Below are 19,500 nucleotides of genomic sequence, written 5' to 3'. Positions count from 1 at the left end.
CGACCGCTCCAGGGCGTCCCCGGCGTTGCCGACGGCGACCTGATCGTCATCCACCGCGACCGGAAGACGTACGGATGGGCTGCCTCACAGGGAGTCACGGCATCTGCATCTTCCTCCGGTGCAGGTGCACGGCCGCCACCACTCCATTGACGCGGCTTGTCGTGCAGCTCTTGGAGAGTTTCCGGGTCGATCCTGGTCGGCGATGCCGAGGCCACCCAGGGCCTGCGCCGAAGTAGCCGAGCCTCTGTCTGAGGCGAATCCACCGGACAGTTCCTCTCCCTGGCCCACCCGGTGCCCCTGGACGCCGAGCCGGCGTGCTCTGAGCGGGGCCAGGCAGGTGGCAGGTATCGGGGGTGTCGTCGCGGCACCCGGCGAGGAACGCCAGAAGCGATGCGGTTGCGGTGTGCATCGTGGTCGGTTCCTCCCGTGCCGTCCGTTCGACAGTCCGGAGGGTCGCCGGGTCCCGCGGCTGACGAACCGTTGGGCCGCGGCCGGTACCGTGATCAGTACCGGCGCGCATGATCCGCCGACGGCATTGCGCCGCCGACGGTCGCCCTACGTGGCAGTGGCTGGTTCTCACGTCCCCGTCGGCGGCCGTTCTCGCTCGGGACGGCCGCTCGGCGTACTCGTCGGCTTGACCTTGACGCTAGCGTCAGGGTTCTAGCGTCCCCACCATGTTGAAGCAGACCGTGATGCGGATCGGAGAACTGGCCGACCTCACCGGCGTCAGCCCCCGATCCCTGCGCTACTACGAGCAACAGGGTCTGCTGGCCCCGCAGCGCGCCGACAACGGCTACCGCGCGTACGACCCGTTGGATGCCGTTCGGGTCGCGAACATCAAGGAGCTCCTGGACGCGGGGCTCACCCTGGAGGATGTCCGCCCCGCCCTGGAGAAGGGCTGCCTGGACGCGCCGCTGCGACAATCCGCGTACTGCGCCGAGGAGTTGAATATGGCCACCGACCGGCTGGCCACACTCGATGACCGGATCGCCGCGCTCCAGGAGCTCCGGGGACGGCTGGCCAAGCACATCGACGAGACGGTGGCCACACGCCCGGCGGTGGGCGAGGGCTGGTGTGGAGCACCGCAGCGCGGTCAGGAATTCCGGCGCCGCGCCGATCAGTCGTTCCCTGCCGCTGACTCCCGCCTCGTTCGCGCCGGCCCCGACGAAACTCCAACAGTTCCCTGGGTAACCATCGGAGTACGAAGTGACACTTCATGACACGGAATCACAGATGGCAGCGCCGGATGCCGGCCTCCCTCAAAGCCGACGCGGGTGGGCGCTCGTTCTCCTTGCCGGAGCGCTGGCGCTGGACACCAGCGGAGTTGCGGTCATCAATGCCGCCTTACCCTCCATCGGTGATGAGTACGGCATTGACAGCTCCGCGCTGCAGTGGACGATGACCGCCTATTCCATCGTGTTCGCCGGGTTCCTCCTGTTCGGGGGCAGGATCGCGGACGTCCTGGGCCGCAGGAAGATCTTCGCGGTGGGCGTTGCGCTCTTCGCCGCGGCCTCGCTGGGCGCCGCGCTCGCTCCGACCGTTGGGGTGCTGATCACGGCTCGTGCACTGCAGGGGATCGGTGCAGCGCTGTCCGGTCCTGCGTCGCTTGCTCTGCTCAGCCAGATCTTTCCTGAGGGACCGCAGCGGAACCGGGCGCTGGCGGTCTATGCGGCGACCGGCGCGTCCAGCTTCAGCGCAGGGTTGGTTGTCGGCGGGGCGCTCACCGACTTCCGTGGCTGGCGCTCGGTGTTCGCCGTCAGTGTCCTCGCCGGAGTTTTGATCCTGGCAGGGGTCCGGGCGCTGCTTCCTGCGGGCCGGCGCCAGCCGCGCCCCCTGGATATCCCGGGCGCGATCCTGGTCACCCTGGGTATAGGCCTGGTCGTGTACGGCGTCAGCGAGGGAAGTGAAGTCGGCTGGGGGTCCGCACAGGTCCTGATCTCACTGGTGTCGGCCGTGATCGGACTGGCGGGCTTCGTCGTGTGGGAGAAGGGGCGTACGGAGCCGCTGCTTCCGACGAGTATCTTCCGTAGTCGCCCGGTGAGGGCCGCCTCCCTCACCGGTGCTGTCTTCTACACCGGTGCCGGTGGGCTGCTGTTCTTCTCGCCGTTGTACGCGCAAGGGATACTCGGTTACTCGCCGTTCGAGTCTGCACTGGCCGTCCTGCCCGTGGGCGTAGTCGTGATCATCAGCTCGCAGATCGCCGGACGTCTGATGTCGCCGGCGGCTTACAAGCCCCTGATGGCTGCCAGTCTGCTCCTCATCGGAACCGGCGTCACTCTGTGGGTGGGCACGCCTGCGGATGGCTCGTACTGGGTGCACATGCTCCCCGGCATCGTGGTCATGAGCGCTGGCCAGGGGTTGGGATTCGGCGCGATGACGGCCGCCACGCTGGAGGGCCTGCCGCTCCACCAGCACGGAGTCGCTGGTGCGGTCAATGTGACTGCGCAGCAGATCGGCAACAGCGTCGGTTTGGCGATACTGGTTGCTGTTTCGACCGGTGTCAGCGGCGGTGCCACCGATCCAGCCGATCAGCTGTCAGGTTTCCACGCGGCATATTGGGCGGCGGGCGCCATCGGGCTCCTGGGTGGGCTGACCGTTCTGCTCACCAGGTTTCCCAAGGTGGACATCGTGCCATCAGCTTCCGGGGAGAGGCCGTGACAGTGCAGGTCGGACGTAGCTGAACGACCGCGACGGCCCGCGCCCAGCCCCGTTACGGTGAGCGTGCATTCCGCGCGTTGCAGCTGCGCCAGCCGCTCCGGCGCCGCGTCGCAGCCCGCGAGCGCGGGGTTCCGATCACGTTCTGGGGCAGAAGTTCCCGCTCCTGCTGGTCTTCGCCGCTCTGCCAGCCACGCGTCGACTGTTGGAAGTTCCGGGCTTGCTGTCGTCCGGCGTGTTGTCAGGAGTGCTGTGGCTGGTCGGGCTGGTAGATGGCCTCCCAGGGGACTTGTCGCCAGGGACTGTTGGCGTTGGTGGGATCGAGGAGGCGTTGGGCGGCTTGCACTGTGTCTTGTTGGGAGCCGGACCATTCGGCTCCGGCACTGCGCATCCACAGATCTCGGCCGGCGATGAAGTCGTGTGCGAACGCGTTCCAGGAGCGGTACGTCTGCGCCACGGGAGCCACCGCATGTCCCAGGAGCTGCCAAGCGCCTGGCCCGTCCACGTATCCGGCTCCGAAGGCGAGCCTGACGACCGTGGCATAGCGGCCGAAGTCCCAGGCCACGGGAGGATGCCCGAGGACGGGGGCCATCTGCATGCTCGAGCCCGTGCCTGTGCGGCAGGGCAGCCGCGGCTGCCGGGTGTCCTGGCGGTCAGCGGACCCGACGCGGTGTACCGGGCCGGTCACCCGGAGCGGGCCGACAGGAGGTTCGGACGGTCCGATGCGCGCGGTACGTGGGTGGAGGCGTCACCGCCTTCTCGCGCTCGGATCAGCAGGCGCGCGACCTCGTCCGGGAGATCCGTGCGCTCCCCGGCCCCGGCCCCGGCCCGGTCCTGGTGGGTGGCGAGACCGCGGCCATGATCGACGAGGAGCAGACGATCGGACGGATGCTCGGCCTGGTCGCGGTGTTGATCGTGGGCGCGACCGCGGTGGCACTGTGGTGCTTCACCAGGAGCCTCGTCATTCTCTTGAAGGCGCTCATCATGAACGCACTGAGTTTCGGCGCCGCTTTTGGCATCGCGGTATGGGTCTTCCAGGAAGGGCACCTGCATGGTCAGCGGGGGCATGGCGCGGATGACTGCTGTGTCGGAGAGCGATCACCTGTGGACCTGCGGCGTTGGAGATCGATGACCGGGGGGGCCTGCTGCGTTGGAGATCGATGACCAGGGGACCTGCTGTGCTGGAGATCGACAGCACACGGACCGATCCTGCCGGGAGAACGTCGCGCGGTAGCGGCCTAGAGAGGGACCGTCGTGGAGGCCAGGCTCAAGTGTGCGCCACCAGCAAGGTCCCGGCGGGGAGATGCATGGCGATGGGTGTTATGGACCCTATTCTGCCCCCGTGACGTACGCGCTTTCGCTGGCGCGGCACGAGCACGAGGTTCGGGCTGCCCAGCGGCTCCGCCACCTGGTGTTCGTGGAGGAGCTGGGTGCTGCCGACCTCGACATCGACGGTCTTGATGCCGATGGCCTCGACGAACACTGTGACCACCCGCTCGCCCACGAGGACGGCACCGGAGCCCTGGTCGCTGCCTGTCGGCTGCTGGCGCCGAAGGGAGCCCTGGCCGCGGGGAGTTGTGCGGCCGAGGCGGACTTCGACCTCAGTCCACACAGGCCGCTCGACGGCGATCTCGTGGAGATCAGCAGGGCGTGCATCCATCCGGCGCACCGTGACGGCATCCTGGTGCTGATGATGGCGCTCGGCGTCGCCCGCTACGTCCTCCAGACAGGGCATCAATGGGTGGGGGGAGATTGCCTGGTGCCACTGGGGGAGCACGGCGAAGTTCCCTCTGCCGTGTGGCAGATGGTCGCCCCCCGGCACCTGTCGCCAGAGGAATACCGGGTCAGTCCACGCGTTCCGCTGCGCCAGCGGGATGTCTGCGCACCGCTGGATCCTCAGTTGATTCCGCCGCTGGTGAACGGTGCCCTCTCGCTCGGCGCGTGGGTGTGCGGAGACCTCGGCTACAGCCCGAGGTTCGGTACCGCCGCGCTGTACGTCCTGATGTCGATGCGCCGGGTCGATCCGGCACACCTGCGAAGCCTCCCCGATTTCGCTTCCGCGTGAGAAGGAGTCCTCCATGACGCCGCAGCCTCCCCATGCCTGCGTGCCCATCGCCGTGGTGGGCTCCGCCTGTCGGCTACCGGGCGGGATCACCACGCTGGACGGGTTGTGGTCCGCGCTCGTCGAAGGAAGGGACCTGGTGGGCGAGGTTCCACCGGAGCGGTTCGACCCCGCCCGCTGGCTCGATGCCAACGCTGCCTGGCGCTCGGGGAAGACGTACACCGTCGCGGGAGGCTTCCTCGACGACATCCACGGCTTCGACGCCGGGTACTTCGGTATGTCACCGCGCGAGGCCGGGCGGACTGATCCGCAGCAGCGGACCTTCCTGGAGCTGGCGGTGGAGGCGTTGGACGACGCGGGGATCGCGGCGGCGTCGCTCGCCGGCTCCGACACCGCCGTGTACGGGGGCGTCTCCAGCGCGGCCTTCGGGGTGATGCAGGGGCTGGAGGAGATGTCGACCGACGCCTACACCATGACCGGCGGCGCCACCTCCAACGTCGCCAACCGCGTCTCGCACGTCCTGGACCTGCGTGGCCCCAGCCTCGCCGTGGACACCGCCTGCTCCTCCGCCCTGGTCGCCCTGCACCACGCCTGCGAGGCAGTGCGCACCGGGCGCTGCCAGATGGCGTTGGCCGGCGGTGTCCATGTAGGGCTTTGTTAGGTGTGTCAACTGGCCTGCACTGAGGGCTCTGTGATGTCCTGTCAGGTGTGACTCCTGAGGAGATGGAAGAGGTCCGTCCGCGCCTGGAGGCGTTTGCGGCGGAGATGCTCGGCTCGCTGCCGCGTTGTGATCAGCGGGCCAAGGGCGAGTTGTACCTGCGTGGGCTGATGCTGGACGGCAAACGCAAGTCGATGCAGCCGATGGCCGAGCGTCTGGGAGTGGACCATCAGCAACTCCAGCAGTTCGTCTCCTCCTCCACCTGGGACTGGACCGTGGTCCGTCAGCGGCTGGCGCAGTGGGCGGCTGCGCATGTCGCACCACAGGCGTACGCCATCGACGATGTGGGCTTTCCCAAGGACGGCTACGACTCTCCGGGGGTGGCGCGGATGTACTGCGGCGCGCTGGGCAAGCAAGGCAACTGCCAGATTGCCGTCAGCGTCAACCTGGTGTCCGACCACGCCTCCTCGGCCGTCGACTGGCGCCTGTTCGTGCCCGAGAGCTGGGACGACACCACGACCGAGGACGACAGGCTGCTGGCCGAGGCCATCCGACGCCGACGCGCCAAGGCAGGGATCCCGGACTGTGAGCGGCACCGGGAGAAGTGGCGCCTGGCCTTGGAGATGCTGGATGAGGTGCGAGGGGACTGGGAACTTCCCGACTTGCCGGTGGTAGCCGATGCCGGGTATGGGGACGCCACCGGCTTTCGCGAGGGCCTGACCGAGCGCGGCCTGACCTACGCGGTGGCGGTCAAGGGCACCACCACCGCCTATCCGGGCCAGGCGGTCCCCGTCCGCCCTCCCTACAGCGGCCGGGGCCGACCACCCGTGCCGGCCTACCCGATCCCGCACACCACCTTGCGGCAACTCGCCCTGGATACGGGCAGGTCCGCGGCGCGGACTGTCACCTGGCGCCAGGGCAGCAAGACCACAAAACGCAACCCCAAAGTCGCGATGCGCTCCCGGTTCCTGGCCCTGCGGGTCCGTCCGGCCAACCGCACCATCCGCCGCGCCACCGACGGCTCCCTACCCGAATGCTGGCTGCTGGCCGAATGGCCATCCGGCTCTGCCGAACCCACCAACTACTGGCTGTCCACCCTGCCCGCCGACACCCCACTACGCGAACTGGTCCGCACCGCCAAGATCCGCTGGCGCATCGAGCACGACTACCGCGAACTCAAGGACGGCCTGGGACTGGACCACTTCGAAGGCCGCAACTACCCCGGATGGCACCGCCACGTCACCCTCACCGCCCTCGCCCAGGCATTCTGCACCCTGCTCAGGCTCGACCCAAAAGCCCCTGCGCCGGCCTGACCCTCTACGCCGCCCTCCGCGCGTTACAGACACTCCTGGCCACCTGGACCGGCGCCTGCCACATATGCAGCCAACCAGCCCCCACACCCGAACCCCACCACAGAACCTAACAAAGCCCTACTATTCACGGGGGTTTCAACCATCGTTCTTGATCACGAGGACGGCCCTGCTCGGTAGCGTGACGTTTGAGAGAGCGTCAGTTACTGACGTTGAAGTCGGGTTGTCGTAGGGGCTGACGGTCGGTGATCGTCGCGGTATGCCGGGTGTATGAGGTATCCGCAGGGTGGGGGTCTGACCGCGGAGCGGCAAGCGTTCCGTGAGCGGGTCCGGATGGAAGCGGTCGCGCTGTTCGCCGCAGGGCGGGGCAGCACGGACATCGCGAAGGAGTTACGGGTCAGCGTCCGGTCGGTTCAGCGGTGGCGGCAGGCGTGGAGGGCGGCCGGTCAGGACGGGGTTCGTTCCCGTGGCCCGGCGTCCCGGCCGAAGCTGAGCGAGACCCTGTTCGCCGTCCTGGAGGAGGAACTGGCCAAGGGGCCGGTCGCTCACGGCTGGCCGGACCAGCGATGGACGCTGGCCAGGATCAAGACCCTGATCGGCCGCCGGTTCCACAAGTCGATGACGCTGTCAGGGATTTCGCAGATGCTGCGGAGGCATGGCTGGAGTCATCAGGTTCCGGCCCGCCGTGCGGTCGAGCGGGACGAGACGGCGGTGGCCGGCTGGGTGAAGGATGTGTGGCCACACGTGGAAACACCGCGGGGGGATGTCAACTGGTTTGTGTGTGATGCCTGTTGTGCTCTGTTGGTCTGGTTCCTGCCGTTGGTTACTGTCGGTTGATGGTTAGAGGGGGAGCCGGTCGCCGAAGCGGATCTTGAACTGGTTCATGGCGCGGGTCCAGCCGAGGGTCCCGGTCCCGCGGATCCGGCCGGCGGGGACTTTGGTTCCGTGGCCGTCGATGTGCCTGCCCTCGATGTTGCGGATGCCGAGGTAGAGCATCTTCAGGGCGGCGTCGTCGGACGGGAAGTGCCCGCTGGTCTTGACGAGTTTGCGCAGGTTGCGGTTCATGGACTCAATCGCATTGGTCGTGTAGATGACGCGGCGGATGTCCTGGTCGAAGTCGAGGAACGGGATGAACTGGGCCCAGGCGTTCTCGAACACGCTGATCGTGCCGGGATACTGCCGCCCCCACTCCTCGCGGACGGCCTCGAGGGCTTCGAGGGCGGCGGTCTCGTCGACGGCGGTGTAGACGGGCTTGAGGGCGGCGGCGACCTTCTTGCGGTCGGTGGAGTTCACGTATTTCAGCGCCGACCTGATCAAGTGAACGACGCACGTCTGCGTGACCGCCTGGGGCCAGACGGCCTCGATCGCCTCCGGCAGGCCCTTGAGGCCGTCACAGCACACCACGAGGGCGTCGGCCAGGCCTCGGTGCTTGAGCTGGGTCAGCACGTGCAGCCAGAACTTGGCACCTTCGTTGTCCTGGAGCCAGATGCCCGGGACGTTCTTGATGCCGTCCACGTCGACGCCGATGACCAGGTGGGCGGCCTTGTTGACGACGTGTCCGTTGTCCCGGACCTTGATCCGGATCGCATCCACATACAAGATCGGGTAGCACTCGTCCAGCGGCCGGTGCTGCCAGGACTGCACCTCATCGGCGATGACGTCGGTGACCTTCGAGACCAGCGCCGGGGACACCTCGGCGCCGTAGACCTCGTGCAGGTGGGCGGTGATGTCACGGGTCGTCATGCCGCGCGCGTAGAGCGACAGGATCATCTCGTCGACCTGCCCCAGCCTGCGGGTCCCCTTCGGCACGATCCGCGGCTCGAACTCGCCCTTGCGGTCTCGCGGCACGTCGAGTTCGACCGGGCCGGCCGTGGTCGTCACCGTCTTCGGGTACGAGCCGTTGCGGTTGTTCCCGCTGCCCCGCCCGGCCGGATCGCCGGCCTCGTAGCCGAGGTGGTCGCTCATCTCGGCCTGCAGGGCCCGCTCGATGACCTGCTTCATCATCTGCTGCAACAGACCGCCCCGGCCGTCCAGACCGATCCCGGAGTCCTTCGCGTCCGCGATCAGCGCGTCGATCGCCTCCGGCGACAGCACCCGCTTCACCCGCTCCGCAGCCTCGGCACGGTGCATCTCGTCGTCCTGCCTCGATATCACGCTGTGTCACTTTCCGTTCAGGGCAGGAACCGGACTCAACAGGAGCAATCATCGCTCACTCACACAACCTGGTGTACACCCTCCACCGCGGCGGCGCTCGGGGCCTGGATCGTCTTCGAGGACGAAGCCGGATTCTCGATGACGCCGCCGACCTCACGCACCTGGAGCAAACGCGGCAGCACACCGGTCATCCGGGTCCGCGGACGCTCCCAGCGACGCTTCTCCATCGCAGCCCTGTGCTGCTACAAACCCGGCGAACGCTCCCGCCTGATCTACCGGCCCAAACGACACACCGATCACAAGGCAGGGGGCCGCAAGAGCTTCGCCTGGACCGAGTACCGCGACCTCCTCATCGCCGCCCACCAGCAACTCGGCGGACCCATCCTCCTCATCTGGGACAACTTGAACGTCCACAAAGACCGCCGGATGCGCGCCTTCATCGACGCACAGGACTGGATCACGGCCTACCACCTGCCGCCCTATGCACCCGACCTCAACCCGGTCGAGGGCATCTGGTCGATCCTCCGCCGCACCACCCAGGCCAACACCGCCTTCACCGACCCCGACCACCTCAACCGCCGGCTCCGACACGGCCTCCGACAAATCCAATACCGCAACGACATCATCGACGGATGCCTCACCGAAACCGGACTCACACTCACGACACCACGACTACAAGCTCAGTAACCACCGTGGCAGGGCCGTTGAGCTGGAACATTACGACAGGACTGGACACCGAGCAACTTGACGGGCTGGTCGCACGAGTTCACCAAGAGCTCGTGCAGGATCCGGACCCACCGGTGATGCCGGGGCGGATGTGGGCGCTGGGCCTGTACAAGTCGGTGGTGTTGGTGCTGTTCCTGCTGCGGCAGAACCCAGTCCAGGAGGTGGCCGCCGAGTTGTTCGGGATCTCCCAGGCCACCGTCTCCAGGCGATCGGACGGCCCTGCTGCCGATGGTGGAGAAGGTCCTGGCCACGCACGTTCCCGATCCCACCGAGGCCTCTGCCGGCCGGATCGTACTCGTGGATGGCACCTTGGTCACGACGTGGGACTGGTCCAGCGAGGGCACCACGATGTTCTCCGGCAAGCACCGCGACACCGGCTTCAACCTGCAGATCGCCGCCACTCTCGCCGGCGACCTGCTCGCGGTCTCCGCGCCGGTGCCCGGCAGCCGGCACGACATGCACGCCTGGCGCCAGTCCCACTTCCCCGAGGCCTTCGCCGAACGCGAGGGCATAGGCGACCTGGGCTACGCCGGCTCCCGACTGTTCACCCCCAGGCGCAAGCCGCCCGGCCAGGAACGATCCGCCGGAGACAAGAGAGCCAACCGCTCCGTCAACACGCTCCGAGCCGCAGTCGAACGGGCCATCGCGCACCTGAAGAACTGGAAGATTCTCGCCACCCGCTACCGCGGCCCCCTCACCCGCTTCCCCGACATCGTCAAGACCGTCACCGCCCTCACCTTCTACACAAGAGGCTGGTGAGGCCTACGTGAATAACCCTCCATGTCGCTTGTGTTTCCCGGAGCAGTACGGGCGGTCAGCGGCGGTCCGGTCGATGGGCAGCAGCGTCCCATCGAGAATCACGAACGCCTTCCCCGCAGCACTCCTGATCGCCTGCTGAAGCGTCGGCGCAAGAACGGCGAGGACGCCGATCGCCTCGTGGACGTAGCGGCATACGGTCGCAACCCCGATCGCGAAACCCGCCGCGAGGCGCGCGTAAGTGTCCCCACAACGCAGATGTGCCAGGACCAGCAGAGCCTGACGACCTGCAGTCAGCCGTCGCCACCGCGTCCCGACCTCCCGACGGTGCGCAGCCAGGCGGCCGGCGAGGAACCGCAGAGACGCACCGGACAGATCGATCGCCGACGGGTAGACAAGCACACGAAGCTCCTGGTGAGACACGGTTGATCTTGGTCGACGACCCGTCTACCAGGAGCTTCGTCGTACCGTCCCCCCTTCCCAACCACACCCCCACCAACCACATCAGGTTGGAAAAGGCTCAGGCAGCGTGACGACCCGCTGACAAAGGTTGACACACGACAGGAGTTGTCACACGCTCTTAAAAGCGTGGTGCTGCACGCGCAGGGCTCTTGTAAGGTCGCTGTGATCTCGTGAATGTGCTGGTCAACTGCGGTGTGACCGGAGATGCCGAAGCTCCGTTGATATGGGTGAGCTACCAACTCGCCTGCAAACAATGGAGATGCTTCGATGTGCCGTCAGTCTGCCATGTCTGCGTTCGTGTTGTCGCGTTCTGTCCTCTCGACGGCCACGTCGTCACCGCCGACGCAATGCGCACCCAGACCAGCCACGCCGAGCAGATCACCGCCCGGGGCGCCCACTCCATCCCGGCCTTCAAGGACAACCCGAGGCACTCCCGCCGCCAGCTGCGGCACCTGCCCTGACAGGAGGCCCCACTTCAACACCGCACCCACAAACGGGCGCATGGAAGACAAGATCCGTCGCCTGAAGGTCTGCACGGTCCGGCCGACCCTGCCCTTTCCACACGCGGTCCAGGCAATCAAGCTCAAGCGTCGCCGCACCCACCGCACGACCGGCGAGACCACCTTCACCTCGCCCCTGCGGTCACCAGCCTCACTCCTGGACGGGCCAATCCCGCCCGGCTCACCGAACTGACCCACGGGCCGGCAGGTCAAGACCCTACACTCCACCTACTCGACCTTGTGACTTGTGAGGAGCCCCGAAGTTCTCGGACAGCGGTCCCCATAGGATCGAAGTCCAGAACGACGGAGAGAGCACGTGGCACAGAAGCGTAGGAAGTTCAGTCCCGAATTTCGGGACGAGGCGGTCAAGATGGTGGTTGTGGAGTCCCGCCCGATCGCTGAGGTCGCCCGAGAGATACAGGTGAACGAGGGAACGCTGGGCACCTGGGTCAGCCGGTACCGGCAAGAGCACGCCGGTGAGGAGCCCCCGTTGAACATCAGCGAACGTGCCCGCCTTCGCGAATTGGAACGTGAGAACCGGGAACTCCGCATGAAGACCGAGTTCCTGGGAAAAGCTGCGGCCTTCTTCGCCCAGGAATACCGGTGACGGAGAAGTACGAGTTCATCGACGGCGAGTCTGACAACTTTCCCGTGCAGCAGATGTGCGCCTGGGCGGGAGTGTCCACGTCGGGCTTTTACCATTGGAGATCGAGGCCATTGTCGGCCACGGCGAAGCGCCGTGCAGAACTGAAGACCGTCATCCTCCAGGTCTTCTCTGACTCGCAAGAGACCTACGGCTACCGGCGTGTCCACGCCGCGCTCCAGCGAATGAACGTGCAGGCCGGAGCAGAACTGGTCCGCGCGCTGATGCGCGAGCTCGGTCTGGTGCCGTGCCAGCCGCGGCCCTGGCGGGCGACCACGATCGCCGATGATGCGGCGCCGGCCACGCCAGACCTTCTGGCCCGTGACTTCACCGCTGACGCTCCCGGGCGCAAACTGGTCAGCGATATCACCTACGTTCACACCTGGGCCGGGTTCCTTTATCTCGCAACCGTCATCGACTGCCACACCATAGCTGTGGTCGGCTGGGCGATGGCCGACCACATGAAGACCTCTCTCATATCGGATGCACTCGATATGGCGGCCCGGAACATCGACCTCGCCGAAGGCTGCATATTTCATTCCGATCGCGGCAGTCAATACACGTCTCGGGAACTTCGTCGTAAGCTCGGCTCGTTGGGCCTGCGAGCTTCGGTCGGCCGCACCGGTGTCTGTTGGGACAATGCGATGGCTGAATCCTTCTTCGGCGCCCTCAAAAACGAACTCGTGCACCGAACTACGTTCCCAACACTCGCACATGCCCACCGAGCGATCGTTCGCTACATCGAGATGTTCTACAATCGAAAACGCCTCCACTCCGGACTCGGCTACAAGACCCCCGCAGAAGTCCACGCCGAGTACGAGGAGTTGCAGGCAGTGACATAAGGAAAACCTTCAATACCGCTATCCGAGAAGCGCAGGGCCCCTCATTGAAACCTGAGAACGCATCAGCCCTGTCAGCGAGCTGGCGGCCCCTCATACAAGATCGAGGCACGTACTTCCGTCGAAGCACGGACATTCATGGTCCGTGCCACGCCGACGGAATCACAAGAATAGGAGAATGCTGAATGTTTCGTGCAATCACATCCCGATTAGCCACAGCTACGGCATTAGCAGTCCTCTTTACCGGAGTCGCCGCAGGAGTGGGGACCGCTGCCTACGCGGCGCCTGCCACAACCTCAGGCCCGCACGCCCATGCCGCCACCTTCAACGGCCACCACGGCACACACCACAGGCACCACCGACACACCCATCGCCATGGGGCCACCACCGACTTGTACCACGATTCGTTCGACTCAGGGTACTGCGGGGACACCTACTACCCGGAAGCTAGATAAGCTCGACTTCTCCCTTTTCCCCTCCAACAGAGGAGAAAAGGGAGACACGCAGCTGAGCTTTACCCCGAATCTTGGAGACCATGCGACCCCATGCGACCTCCGCCCGAATAGGCGATACCTCACTGAGCCTCTTTCATCCTGGCCCTTGAGGGGTGAAGTGCCTGGTCAGGTGGGGTGTGGGGGACAGGGCAGGCCCTGGTCGTTGGCGTGGTGATTCCCGTCATCACACCGGCGTCCGAGGGGCCCTGTTGGTTGCTTATCCTGTTATGCTCGATGTCCCTCACGAGGTCGTTGAGCACGTTTCCTGGCTCATCTACGCCCGCAGGCAGGAGATCAACTCGCCGTGGTGGCGGCTGGGTTGCTTCAAACAGGCCCTTCTCGTCCTCGCACACCTGCGGAAGAATGAGACGTTCGCGCAGGTCGCAGCGGGTTTCGGTGTCTCCGTCACGACGGCCTGGCGGTACGTAGACGAGACCCTGGACCTCCTCGCTTTCTGGGCCCCGGGCCTTCACGAGGCCCTGGCCGGTCTGGGCGAAGGCGACTTCGTGATCGTTGACGGGACGCTGATCCCGACCGACCGGATCGCCGCGGATGCGCCGTACTACAGCCAAAAGCACAAGCGGCATGGGATGAACGTGCAGGTCATCGCCGCCCCGGACGGCACACCCTTGTGGTTCTCCCGCGCCCTGCCGGGACGTACCCATGGCCTGACCGCAGCCCGGGCCCACGGCATCGTCCAGGCCTGCCTGACCCGGCACATCCTCGTCCTAGCCGACCGCGCCTACCAAGGCGCCGGCTCAACCGTCCGCACCCCCTACAAGAACCACCAACAACAACCCGAGCACTACCAACAGTTCAACCGCGACCACGCACGACTATGAGCACCCGGCGAACGCGCCTTCGCCCAACTGAAGTCGTGGCACATCCTTCGCCGAGCACGCTACTCAACCAACCGCATCACACGCATCACCACAGCCATCCACACGCTCCTGACCTGCAGAAACAGTGGATGAAAGACGCTCACTGACCGACCACGCACTCCAGCTACTCGATCTTGAAACCTAAGAACGCATCATGCCGTCAGCCAGCTGGCTGCCCCTCAAACAAGATCGAGGATAGTACTTCCGTCGAAGCACAGACACCCATGGCCTGTGCCACGCCGACGGAATCACAAGAACAGGAGAATACTGAATGTTTCACGCAATCACATCTCGATTAGCCACGGCTACGGCATTAGCAGTCCTCTTTACCGGAGTCGCCGCAGGGGTGGGGACCGCTGCCTACGCAGCGCCAGCCTCAGGCCCTCACACCCATTCCGTCACCTTTACACCCAAAGGCAGTTCCCGGAACAGCCACCACGGCACACACCACGCCAGGCACCACCACAGGCATAACCGACACGCCCATCGCCATGTCACCACCGACTTTTACCAGGGTTCGTTCGACTCGGGATACCCGCAAGAGAATTACGGGGACACCTACCACCCCGAGAGCTAGATAGACTCACCGTCTCCCTTTTCCCCTCCATCAGAGGGGAAAAGGGAGACACTCGACTGCGCTCCCCTAATATCTCTCCCGTAGCCGCTCGGGATACGGGCCGAGGGGGGTCTGTACGGTCAACGGCCCTGGAGGCCTATTCACGGGGGTTTCAACCATCGTTCTTGATCACGAGGACGGCCCTGCTCGGTAGCGTGACGTTTGAGAGAGCGTCAGTTAACCACCGTGGCAGGGCCGTTGAGCTGGAACATTGCGACAGGACTGGACACCGAGCAACTTGACGGGCTGGTCGCACGAGTTCACCAAGAGCTCGTGCAGGATCCGGACCCACCGGTGATGCCGGGGCGGATGTGGGCGCTGGGCCTGTACAAGTCGGTGGTGTTGGTGCTGTTCCTGCTGCGGCAGAACCCAGTCCAGGAGGTGGCCGCCGAGTTGTTCGGGATCTCCCAGGCCACCGTCTCCAGGCGATGGACGGCCCTGCTGCCGATGGTGGAGAAGGTCCTGGCCACGCACGTTCCCGATCCCACCGAGGCCTCTGCCGGCCGGATCGTACTCGTGGATGGCACCTTGGTCACGACGTGGGACTGGTCCAGCGAGGGCACCACGATGTTCTCCGGCAAGCACCGCGACACCGGCTTCAACCTGCAGATCGCCGCCACTCTCGCCGGCGACCTGCTCGCGGTCTCCGCGCCGGTGCCCGGCAGCCGGCACGACATGCACGCCTGGCGCCAGTCCCACTTCCCCGAGGCCTTCGCCGAACGCGAGGGCATAGGCGACCTGGGCTACGCCGGCTCCTGACTGTTCACCCCCAGGCGCAAGCCGCCCGGCCAGGAACGATCCGCCGGAGACAAGAGAGCCAACCGCTCCGTCAACACGCTCCGAGCCGCAGTCGAACGGGCCATCGCGCACCTGAAGAACTGGAAGATTCTCGCCACCCGCTACCGCGGCCCCCTCACCCGCTTCCCCGACATCGTCAAGACCGTCACCGCCCTCACCTTCTACACAAGAGGCTGGTGAGGCCTACGTGAATAACCCTCCCTGTCTCACATTCGGTGGTGACGGAGCGCACTGCTATCCGAGGAGGATGCGGTGGCGAAGGAGAGCGAAGCCTGCTCGTCCGTGCATCTGGCGCGCGATCCGCTTGGTCTTGGTGTTGACGCCCTCGGTGGGGCCGTTGCTGTAGGGAAGGGTGAGCGCGGCGATCACGGCGTCGCGGTCCCGTTCCAGGCCCCGGGTGAAGGCGTGCAGATGGGGCAGGTCGACTGCGCGGACCTGGATGATCCAGCGCGGGAGCCCGTCGGCGTTTCCTGCGCAAGGTGTCAGGAGTTCGGCGAAGTCCCCGATATGGGCGGCTAGTTGAGTCATCTCGGGGCAGGCGTCGGCGAGACGCGCCAGAAGATCGCGATGCTCGGTCTTGAGGTTGTCGGGCCTGGTGAGGAGCATCCAGGCGAGCCGGCGCGGGGAGATGTGGCTGCGGTCGGCGTCCGCCCGGCCTTGGTTGATGTACTTGTGCAGGAGGTTCAGGCAGCCTGTGAAGCCGAGAGCCTTGATCTCTTCGAAGAGGCGCTTGACGGGGACGGCGGGGTCTTCGGTGCGGCGTTTGCGTAGGTGCTCGCGGTAGGGGTCCACGAGGCTGATCCGGTACTTGGGGACACGGAGCATCCGCTCGGGCCGGTCGGTGCGGGCATAGCGCTTGACGGTGTTCAGGGCCAGCTGCAGACGGCGGGCGCATTCGAGCAGGCCCACCCCCTGGTCGAGGAGTCCATGGACCTGGTGCCAGCGTTCGAGGGTGGTCTGGGCACGGGGCCCGTCGTACACGGGCGCGTCCAGCACGGTGGCCCAGCAGCTGCTCTGCGCCTTCACCTCGCTGAGGGCGGCTTCGCACAGGTTGTGCCACAGATGCCACCTGTCTGCGACCTGCACCGCGTCGGGCAGAGCGCGGCGGATGGACTCGGCGTAGGTCGCGGAGCCGTCGCGGCACACAACCTCGATGCCCGGATGCTCGCGTAGCCACGCTTCCAGCGTGTCGGCGGTGCGGTCGCACCGTACGTCGATCCGCTCATGGCTCTCGGCATCGATCACCACGGTGGCATAGCGGTGCCGCCGGCGCAGAGCGAAGTCGTCGACGCCGATCACGCGGGGCACCCGCCCGGCGGACAACGGGATGCGCAGCAGCGTGCGCAGAGCGGTGTGCCGCGACAGGCCCACCGCGAGTGCCGCCAGCAGGCGCGCCCCCGCCCGGCCTGCTACTGACGTTGAAGTCGGGTTGTCGTAGGGGCTGACGGTCGGTGATCGTCGCGGTATGCCGGGTGTATGAGGTATCCGCAGGGTGGGGGTCTGACCGCGGAGCGGCAAGCGTTCCGTGAGCGGGTCCGGATGGAAGCGGTCGCGCTGTTCGCCGCAGGGCGGGGCAGCACGGACATCGCGAAGGAGTTACGGGTCAGCGTCCGGTCGGTTCAGCGGTGGCGGCAGGCGTGGAGGGCGGCCGGTCAGGACGGGGTTCGTTCCCGTGGCCCGGCGTCCCGGCCGAAGCTGAGCGAGTCGTTGTTCGCCGTCCTGGAGGAGGAACTGGCCAAGGGGCCGGTCGCTCACGGCTGGCCGGACCAGCGATGGACGCTGGCCAGGATCAAGACCCTGATCGGCCGCCGGTTCCACAAGTCGATGACGCTGTCAGGGATTTCGCAGATGCTGCGGAGGCATGGCTGGAGTCATCAGGTTCCGGCCCGCCGTGCGGTCGAGCGGGACGAGACGGCGGTGGCCGGCTGGGTGAAGGATGTGTGGCCACACGTGGAAACACCGCGGGGGGATGTCAACTGGTTTGTGTGTGATGCCTGTTGTGCTCTGTTGGTCTGGTTCCTGCCGTTGGTTACTGTCGGTTGATGGTTAGAGGGGGAGCCGGTCGCCGAAGCGGATCTTGAACTGGTTCATGGCGCGGGTCCAGCCGAGGGTCCCGGTCCCGCGGATCCGGCCGGCGGGGACTTTGGTTCCGTGGCCGTCGATGTGCCTGCCCTCGATGTTGCGGATGCCGAGGTAGAGCATCTTCAGGGCGGCGTCGTCGGACGGGAAGTGCCCGCTGGTCTTGACGAGTTTGCGCAGGTTGCGGTTCATGGACTCAATCGCATTGGTCGTGTAGATGACGCGGCGGATGTCCTGGTCGAAGTCGAGGAACGGGATGAACTGGGCCCAGGCGTTCTCGAACACGCTGATCGTGCCGGGATACTGCCGCCCCCACTCCTCGCGGACGGCCTCGAGGGCTTCGAGGGCGGCGGTCTCGTCGACGGCGGTGTAGACGGGCTTGAGGGCGGCGGCGACCTTCTTGCGGTCGGTGGAGTTCACGTATTTCAGCGCCGACCTGATCAAGTGAACGACGCACGTCTGCGTGACCGCCTGGGGCCAGACGGCCTCGATCGCCTCCGGCAGGCCCTTGAGGCCGTCACAGCACACCACGAGGGCGTCGGCCAGGCCTCGGTGCTTGAGCTGGGTCAGCACGTGCAGCCAGAACTTGGCACCTTCGTTGTCCTGGAGCCAGATGCCCGGGACGTTCTTGATGCCGTCCACGTCGACGCCGATGACCAGGTGGGCGGCCTTGTTGACGACGTGTCCGTTGTCCCGGACCTTGATCCGGATCGCATCCACATACAAGATCGGGTAGCACTCGTCCAGCGGCCGGTGCTGCCAGGACTGCACCTCATCGGCGATGACGTCGGTGACCTTCGAGACCAGCGCCGGGGACACCTCGGCGCCGTAGACCTCGTGCAGGTGGGCGGTGATGTCACGGGTCGTCATGCCGCGCGCGTAGAGCGACAGGATCATCTCGTCGACCTGCCCCAGCCTGCGGGTCCCCTTCGGCACGATCCGCGGCTCGAACTCGCCCTTGCGGTCTCGCGGCACGTCGAGTTCGACCGGGCCGGCCGTGGTCGTCACCGTCTTCGGGTACGAGCCGTTGCGGTTGTTCCCGCTGCCCCGCCCGGCCGGATCGCCGGCCTCGTAGCCGAGGTGGTCGCTCATCTCGGCCTGCAGGGCCCGCTCGATGACCTGCTTCATCATCTGCTGCAACAGACCGCCCCGGCCGTCCAGACCGATCCCGGAGTCCTTCGCGTCCGCGATCAGCGCGTCGATCGCCTCCGGCGACAGCACCCGCTTCACCCGCTCCGCAGCCTCGGCACGGTGCATCTCGTCGTCCTGCCTCGATATCACGCTGTGTCACTTTCCGTTCAGGGCAGGAACCGGACTCAACAGGAGCAATCATCGCTCACTCACACAACCTGGTGTACACCCTCTCCACGTGTGGCCACACATCCTTCACCCAGCCGGCCACCGCCGTCTCGTCCCGCTCGACCGCACGGCGGGCCGGAACCTGATGACTCCAGCCATGCCTCCGCAGCATCTGCGAAATCCCTGACAGCGTCATCGACTTGTGGAACCGGCGGCCGATCAGGGTCTTGATCCTGGCCAGCGTCCATCGCTGGTCCGGCCAGCCGTGAGCGACCGGCCCCTTGGCCAGTTCCTCCTCCAGGACGGCGAACAGGGTCTCGCTCAGCTTCGGCCGGGACGCCGGGCCACGGGAACGAACCCCGTCCTGACCGGCCGCCCTCCACGCCTGCCGCCACCGCTGAACCGACCGGACGCTGACCCGTAACTCCTTCGCGATGTCCGTGCTGCCCCGCCCTGCGGCGAACAGCGCGACCGCTTCCATCCGGACCCGCTCACGGAACGCTTGCCGCTCCGCGGTCAGACCCCCACCCTGCGGATACCTCATACACCCGGCATACCGCGACGATCA

General features: G+C 66.2%; 12 protein-coding genes and 8 pseudogenes. 14 read left to right on the top strand and 6 right to left on the bottom strand.

Annotated features, from left to right (window positions below; all coding sequences use genetic code 11):
- Window positions 1–674: 674 nt before the first annotated feature.
- Both SNOUR_RS47795 and SNOUR_RS01575 read left to right on the top strand, forming a co-directional pair.
- Window positions 675–1,220, top strand: coding sequence for a MerR family transcriptional regulator (locus SNOUR_RS47795; protein WP_312631621.1), 546 nt, complete (start codon window positions 675–677; stop codon window positions 1,218–1,220).
- A 13-nt stretch (window positions 1,221–1,233) separates the two neighbouring features.
- Window positions 1,234–2,658 carry an MFS transporter gene (locus tag SNOUR_RS01575; protein WP_067343174.1) on the top strand — a complete coding sequence of 475 codons (1,425 nt, stop codon included), beginning with the start codon at window positions 1,234–1,236 and terminating at the stop codon, window positions 2,656–2,658.
- A 238-nt stretch (window positions 2,659–2,896) separates the two neighbouring features.
- Here SNOUR_RS01575 and SNOUR_RS01570 read toward each other — a convergent pair whose 3' ends face one another.
- Complete coding sequence (locus SNOUR_RS01570; RefSeq protein ID WP_079142042.1) at window positions 2,897–3,253, bottom strand: DUF1266 domain-containing protein; 357 nt, start codon at window positions 3,251–3,253, stop codon at window positions 2,897–2,899.
- 137 nt (window positions 3,254–3,390) lie between these two features.
- On the opposite strand from SNOUR_RS01570, the gene SNOUR_RS01565 reads away from it, so the two are divergent.
- From SNOUR_RS01565 to SNOUR_RS01545, 5 genes and pseudogenes are all read left to right on the top strand, one after another.
- Complete coding sequence (locus tag SNOUR_RS01565) at window positions 3,391–3,819, top strand: MMPL family transporter (RefSeq protein ID WP_067343170.1); 429 nt, start codon at window positions 3,391–3,393, stop codon at window positions 3,817–3,819.
- A gap of 178 nt (window positions 3,820–3,997) precedes the next feature.
- A complete protein-coding gene (locus SNOUR_RS01560; protein WP_159425769.1) occupies window positions 3,998–4,720 on the top strand; it encodes a GNAT family N-acetyltransferase in 723 nt (240 codons plus the stop codon).
- A gap of 13 nt (window positions 4,721–4,733) precedes the next feature.
- Complete coding sequence (locus SNOUR_RS01555) at window positions 4,734–5,378, top strand: beta-ketoacyl [acyl carrier protein] synthase domain-containing protein (protein ID WP_079142038.1); 645 nt, start codon at window positions 4,734–4,736, stop codon at window positions 5,376–5,378.
- 47 nt (window positions 5,379–5,425) lie between these two features.
- Window positions 5,426–6,688 (top strand): IS701 family transposase, encoded by a 1,263-nt coding sequence (locus SNOUR_RS01550; RefSeq protein WP_376738482.1) that lies wholly within the window; start codon window positions 5,426–5,428, stop codon window positions 6,686–6,688.
- A 267-nt stretch (window positions 6,689–6,955) separates the two neighbouring features.
- Window positions 6,956–7,444, top strand: a pseudogene (locus SNOUR_RS01545) (winged helix-turn-helix domain-containing protein); the annotation flags it as partial.
- 81 nt (window positions 7,445–7,525) lie between these two features.
- Here SNOUR_RS01545 and SNOUR_RS01540 read toward each other — a convergent pair.
- Window positions 7,526–8,815, bottom strand: a complete 1,290-nt coding sequence (locus tag SNOUR_RS01540; RefSeq protein WP_067343128.1) for an IS256 family transposase — start codon at window positions 8,813–8,815, stop codon at window positions 7,526–7,528.
- A gap of 111 nt (window positions 8,816–8,926) precedes the next feature.
- Here SNOUR_RS01540 and SNOUR_RS01535 point away from each other — a divergent pair.
- Both SNOUR_RS01535 and SNOUR_RS01530 read left to right on the top strand, forming a co-directional pair.
- Window positions 8,927–9,526, top strand: a pseudogene (locus SNOUR_RS01535) (IS630 family transposase); the annotation flags it as partial.
- A 267-nt stretch (window positions 9,527–9,793) separates the two neighbouring features.
- A complete protein-coding gene (locus SNOUR_RS01530) occupies window positions 9,794–10,324 on the top strand; it encodes a transposase family protein (protein WP_079141959.1) in 531 nt (176 codons plus the stop codon).
- An 18-nt stretch (window positions 10,325–10,342) separates the two neighbouring features.
- Here the strand turns inward: SNOUR_RS01530 and SNOUR_RS01525 are convergent.
- Window positions 10,343–10,723 (bottom strand): annotated as a pseudogene (locus SNOUR_RS01525) (transposase family protein); the annotation flags it as partial.
- 561 nt (window positions 10,724–11,284) lie between these two features.
- On the opposite strand from SNOUR_RS01525, the gene SNOUR_RS01520 reads away from it, so the two are divergent.
- The 4 genes and pseudogenes from SNOUR_RS01520 to SNOUR_RS47790 all read left to right on the top strand — a co-directional run bounded on the left by SNOUR_RS01520 (window position 11,285) and on the right by SNOUR_RS47790 (window position 15,734).
- On the top strand, window positions 11,285–11,476 hold the full coding sequence (locus SNOUR_RS01520; protein WP_067343163.1) for a hypothetical protein: 192 nt from the start codon (window positions 11,285–11,287) through the stop codon (window positions 11,474–11,476).
- A 123-nt stretch (window positions 11,477–11,599) separates the two neighbouring features.
- Window positions 11,600–12,768 (top strand): IS3 family transposase gene (locus SNOUR_RS01510; protein ID WP_099055637.1). Its coding sequence is split into 2 segments (ribosomal slippage): window positions 11,600–11,852 and window positions 11,852–12,768, totalling 1,170 coding nucleotides; the frame shifts between segments, so codons are not numbered across the junction.
- 659 nt (window positions 12,769–13,427) lie between these two features.
- A pseudogene (locus SNOUR_RS01505) lies at window positions 13,428–14,233 on the top strand (transposase family protein).
- 820 nt (window positions 14,234–15,053) lie between these two features.
- A pseudogene (locus SNOUR_RS47790) lies at window positions 15,054–15,734 on the top strand (transposase).
- A gap of 54 nt (window positions 15,735–15,788) precedes the next feature.
- On the opposite strand, the pseudogene SNOUR_RS01495 reads toward SNOUR_RS47790, so the two are convergent.
- Window positions 15,789–16,967, bottom strand: a pseudogene (locus tag SNOUR_RS01495) (ISL3 family transposase); the annotation flags it as partial.
- Between the two features lie 63 nt (window positions 16,968–17,030).
- On the opposite strand from SNOUR_RS01495, the pseudogene SNOUR_RS01490 reads away from it, so the two are divergent.
- Window positions 17,031–17,519: pseudogene (locus SNOUR_RS01490) on the top strand (winged helix-turn-helix domain-containing protein); the annotation flags it as partial.
- 81 nt (window positions 17,520–17,600) lie between these two features.
- Here the strand turns inward: SNOUR_RS01490 and SNOUR_RS01485 are convergent.
- Entirely contained in the window at window positions 17,601–18,890 is a 1,290-nt protein-coding gene (locus SNOUR_RS01485) for an IS256 family transposase (protein WP_067343128.1), read from the bottom strand.
- Between the two features lie 115 nt (window positions 18,891–19,005).
- A pseudogene (locus SNOUR_RS01480) lies at window positions 19,006–19,476 on the bottom strand (winged helix-turn-helix domain-containing protein); the annotation flags it as partial.
- Window positions 19,477–19,500: the final 24 nt, after the last annotated feature.

The organism is Streptomyces noursei ATCC 11455, from assembly GCF_001704275.1.
Lineage (GTDB): Bacteria > Actinomycetota > Actinomycetes > Streptomycetales > Streptomycetaceae > Streptomyces > Streptomyces noursei.
The sequence above is the reverse complement of the archived record's forward strand: the minus strand, read 5'-3'. Positions and strand labels throughout refer to the sequence as shown.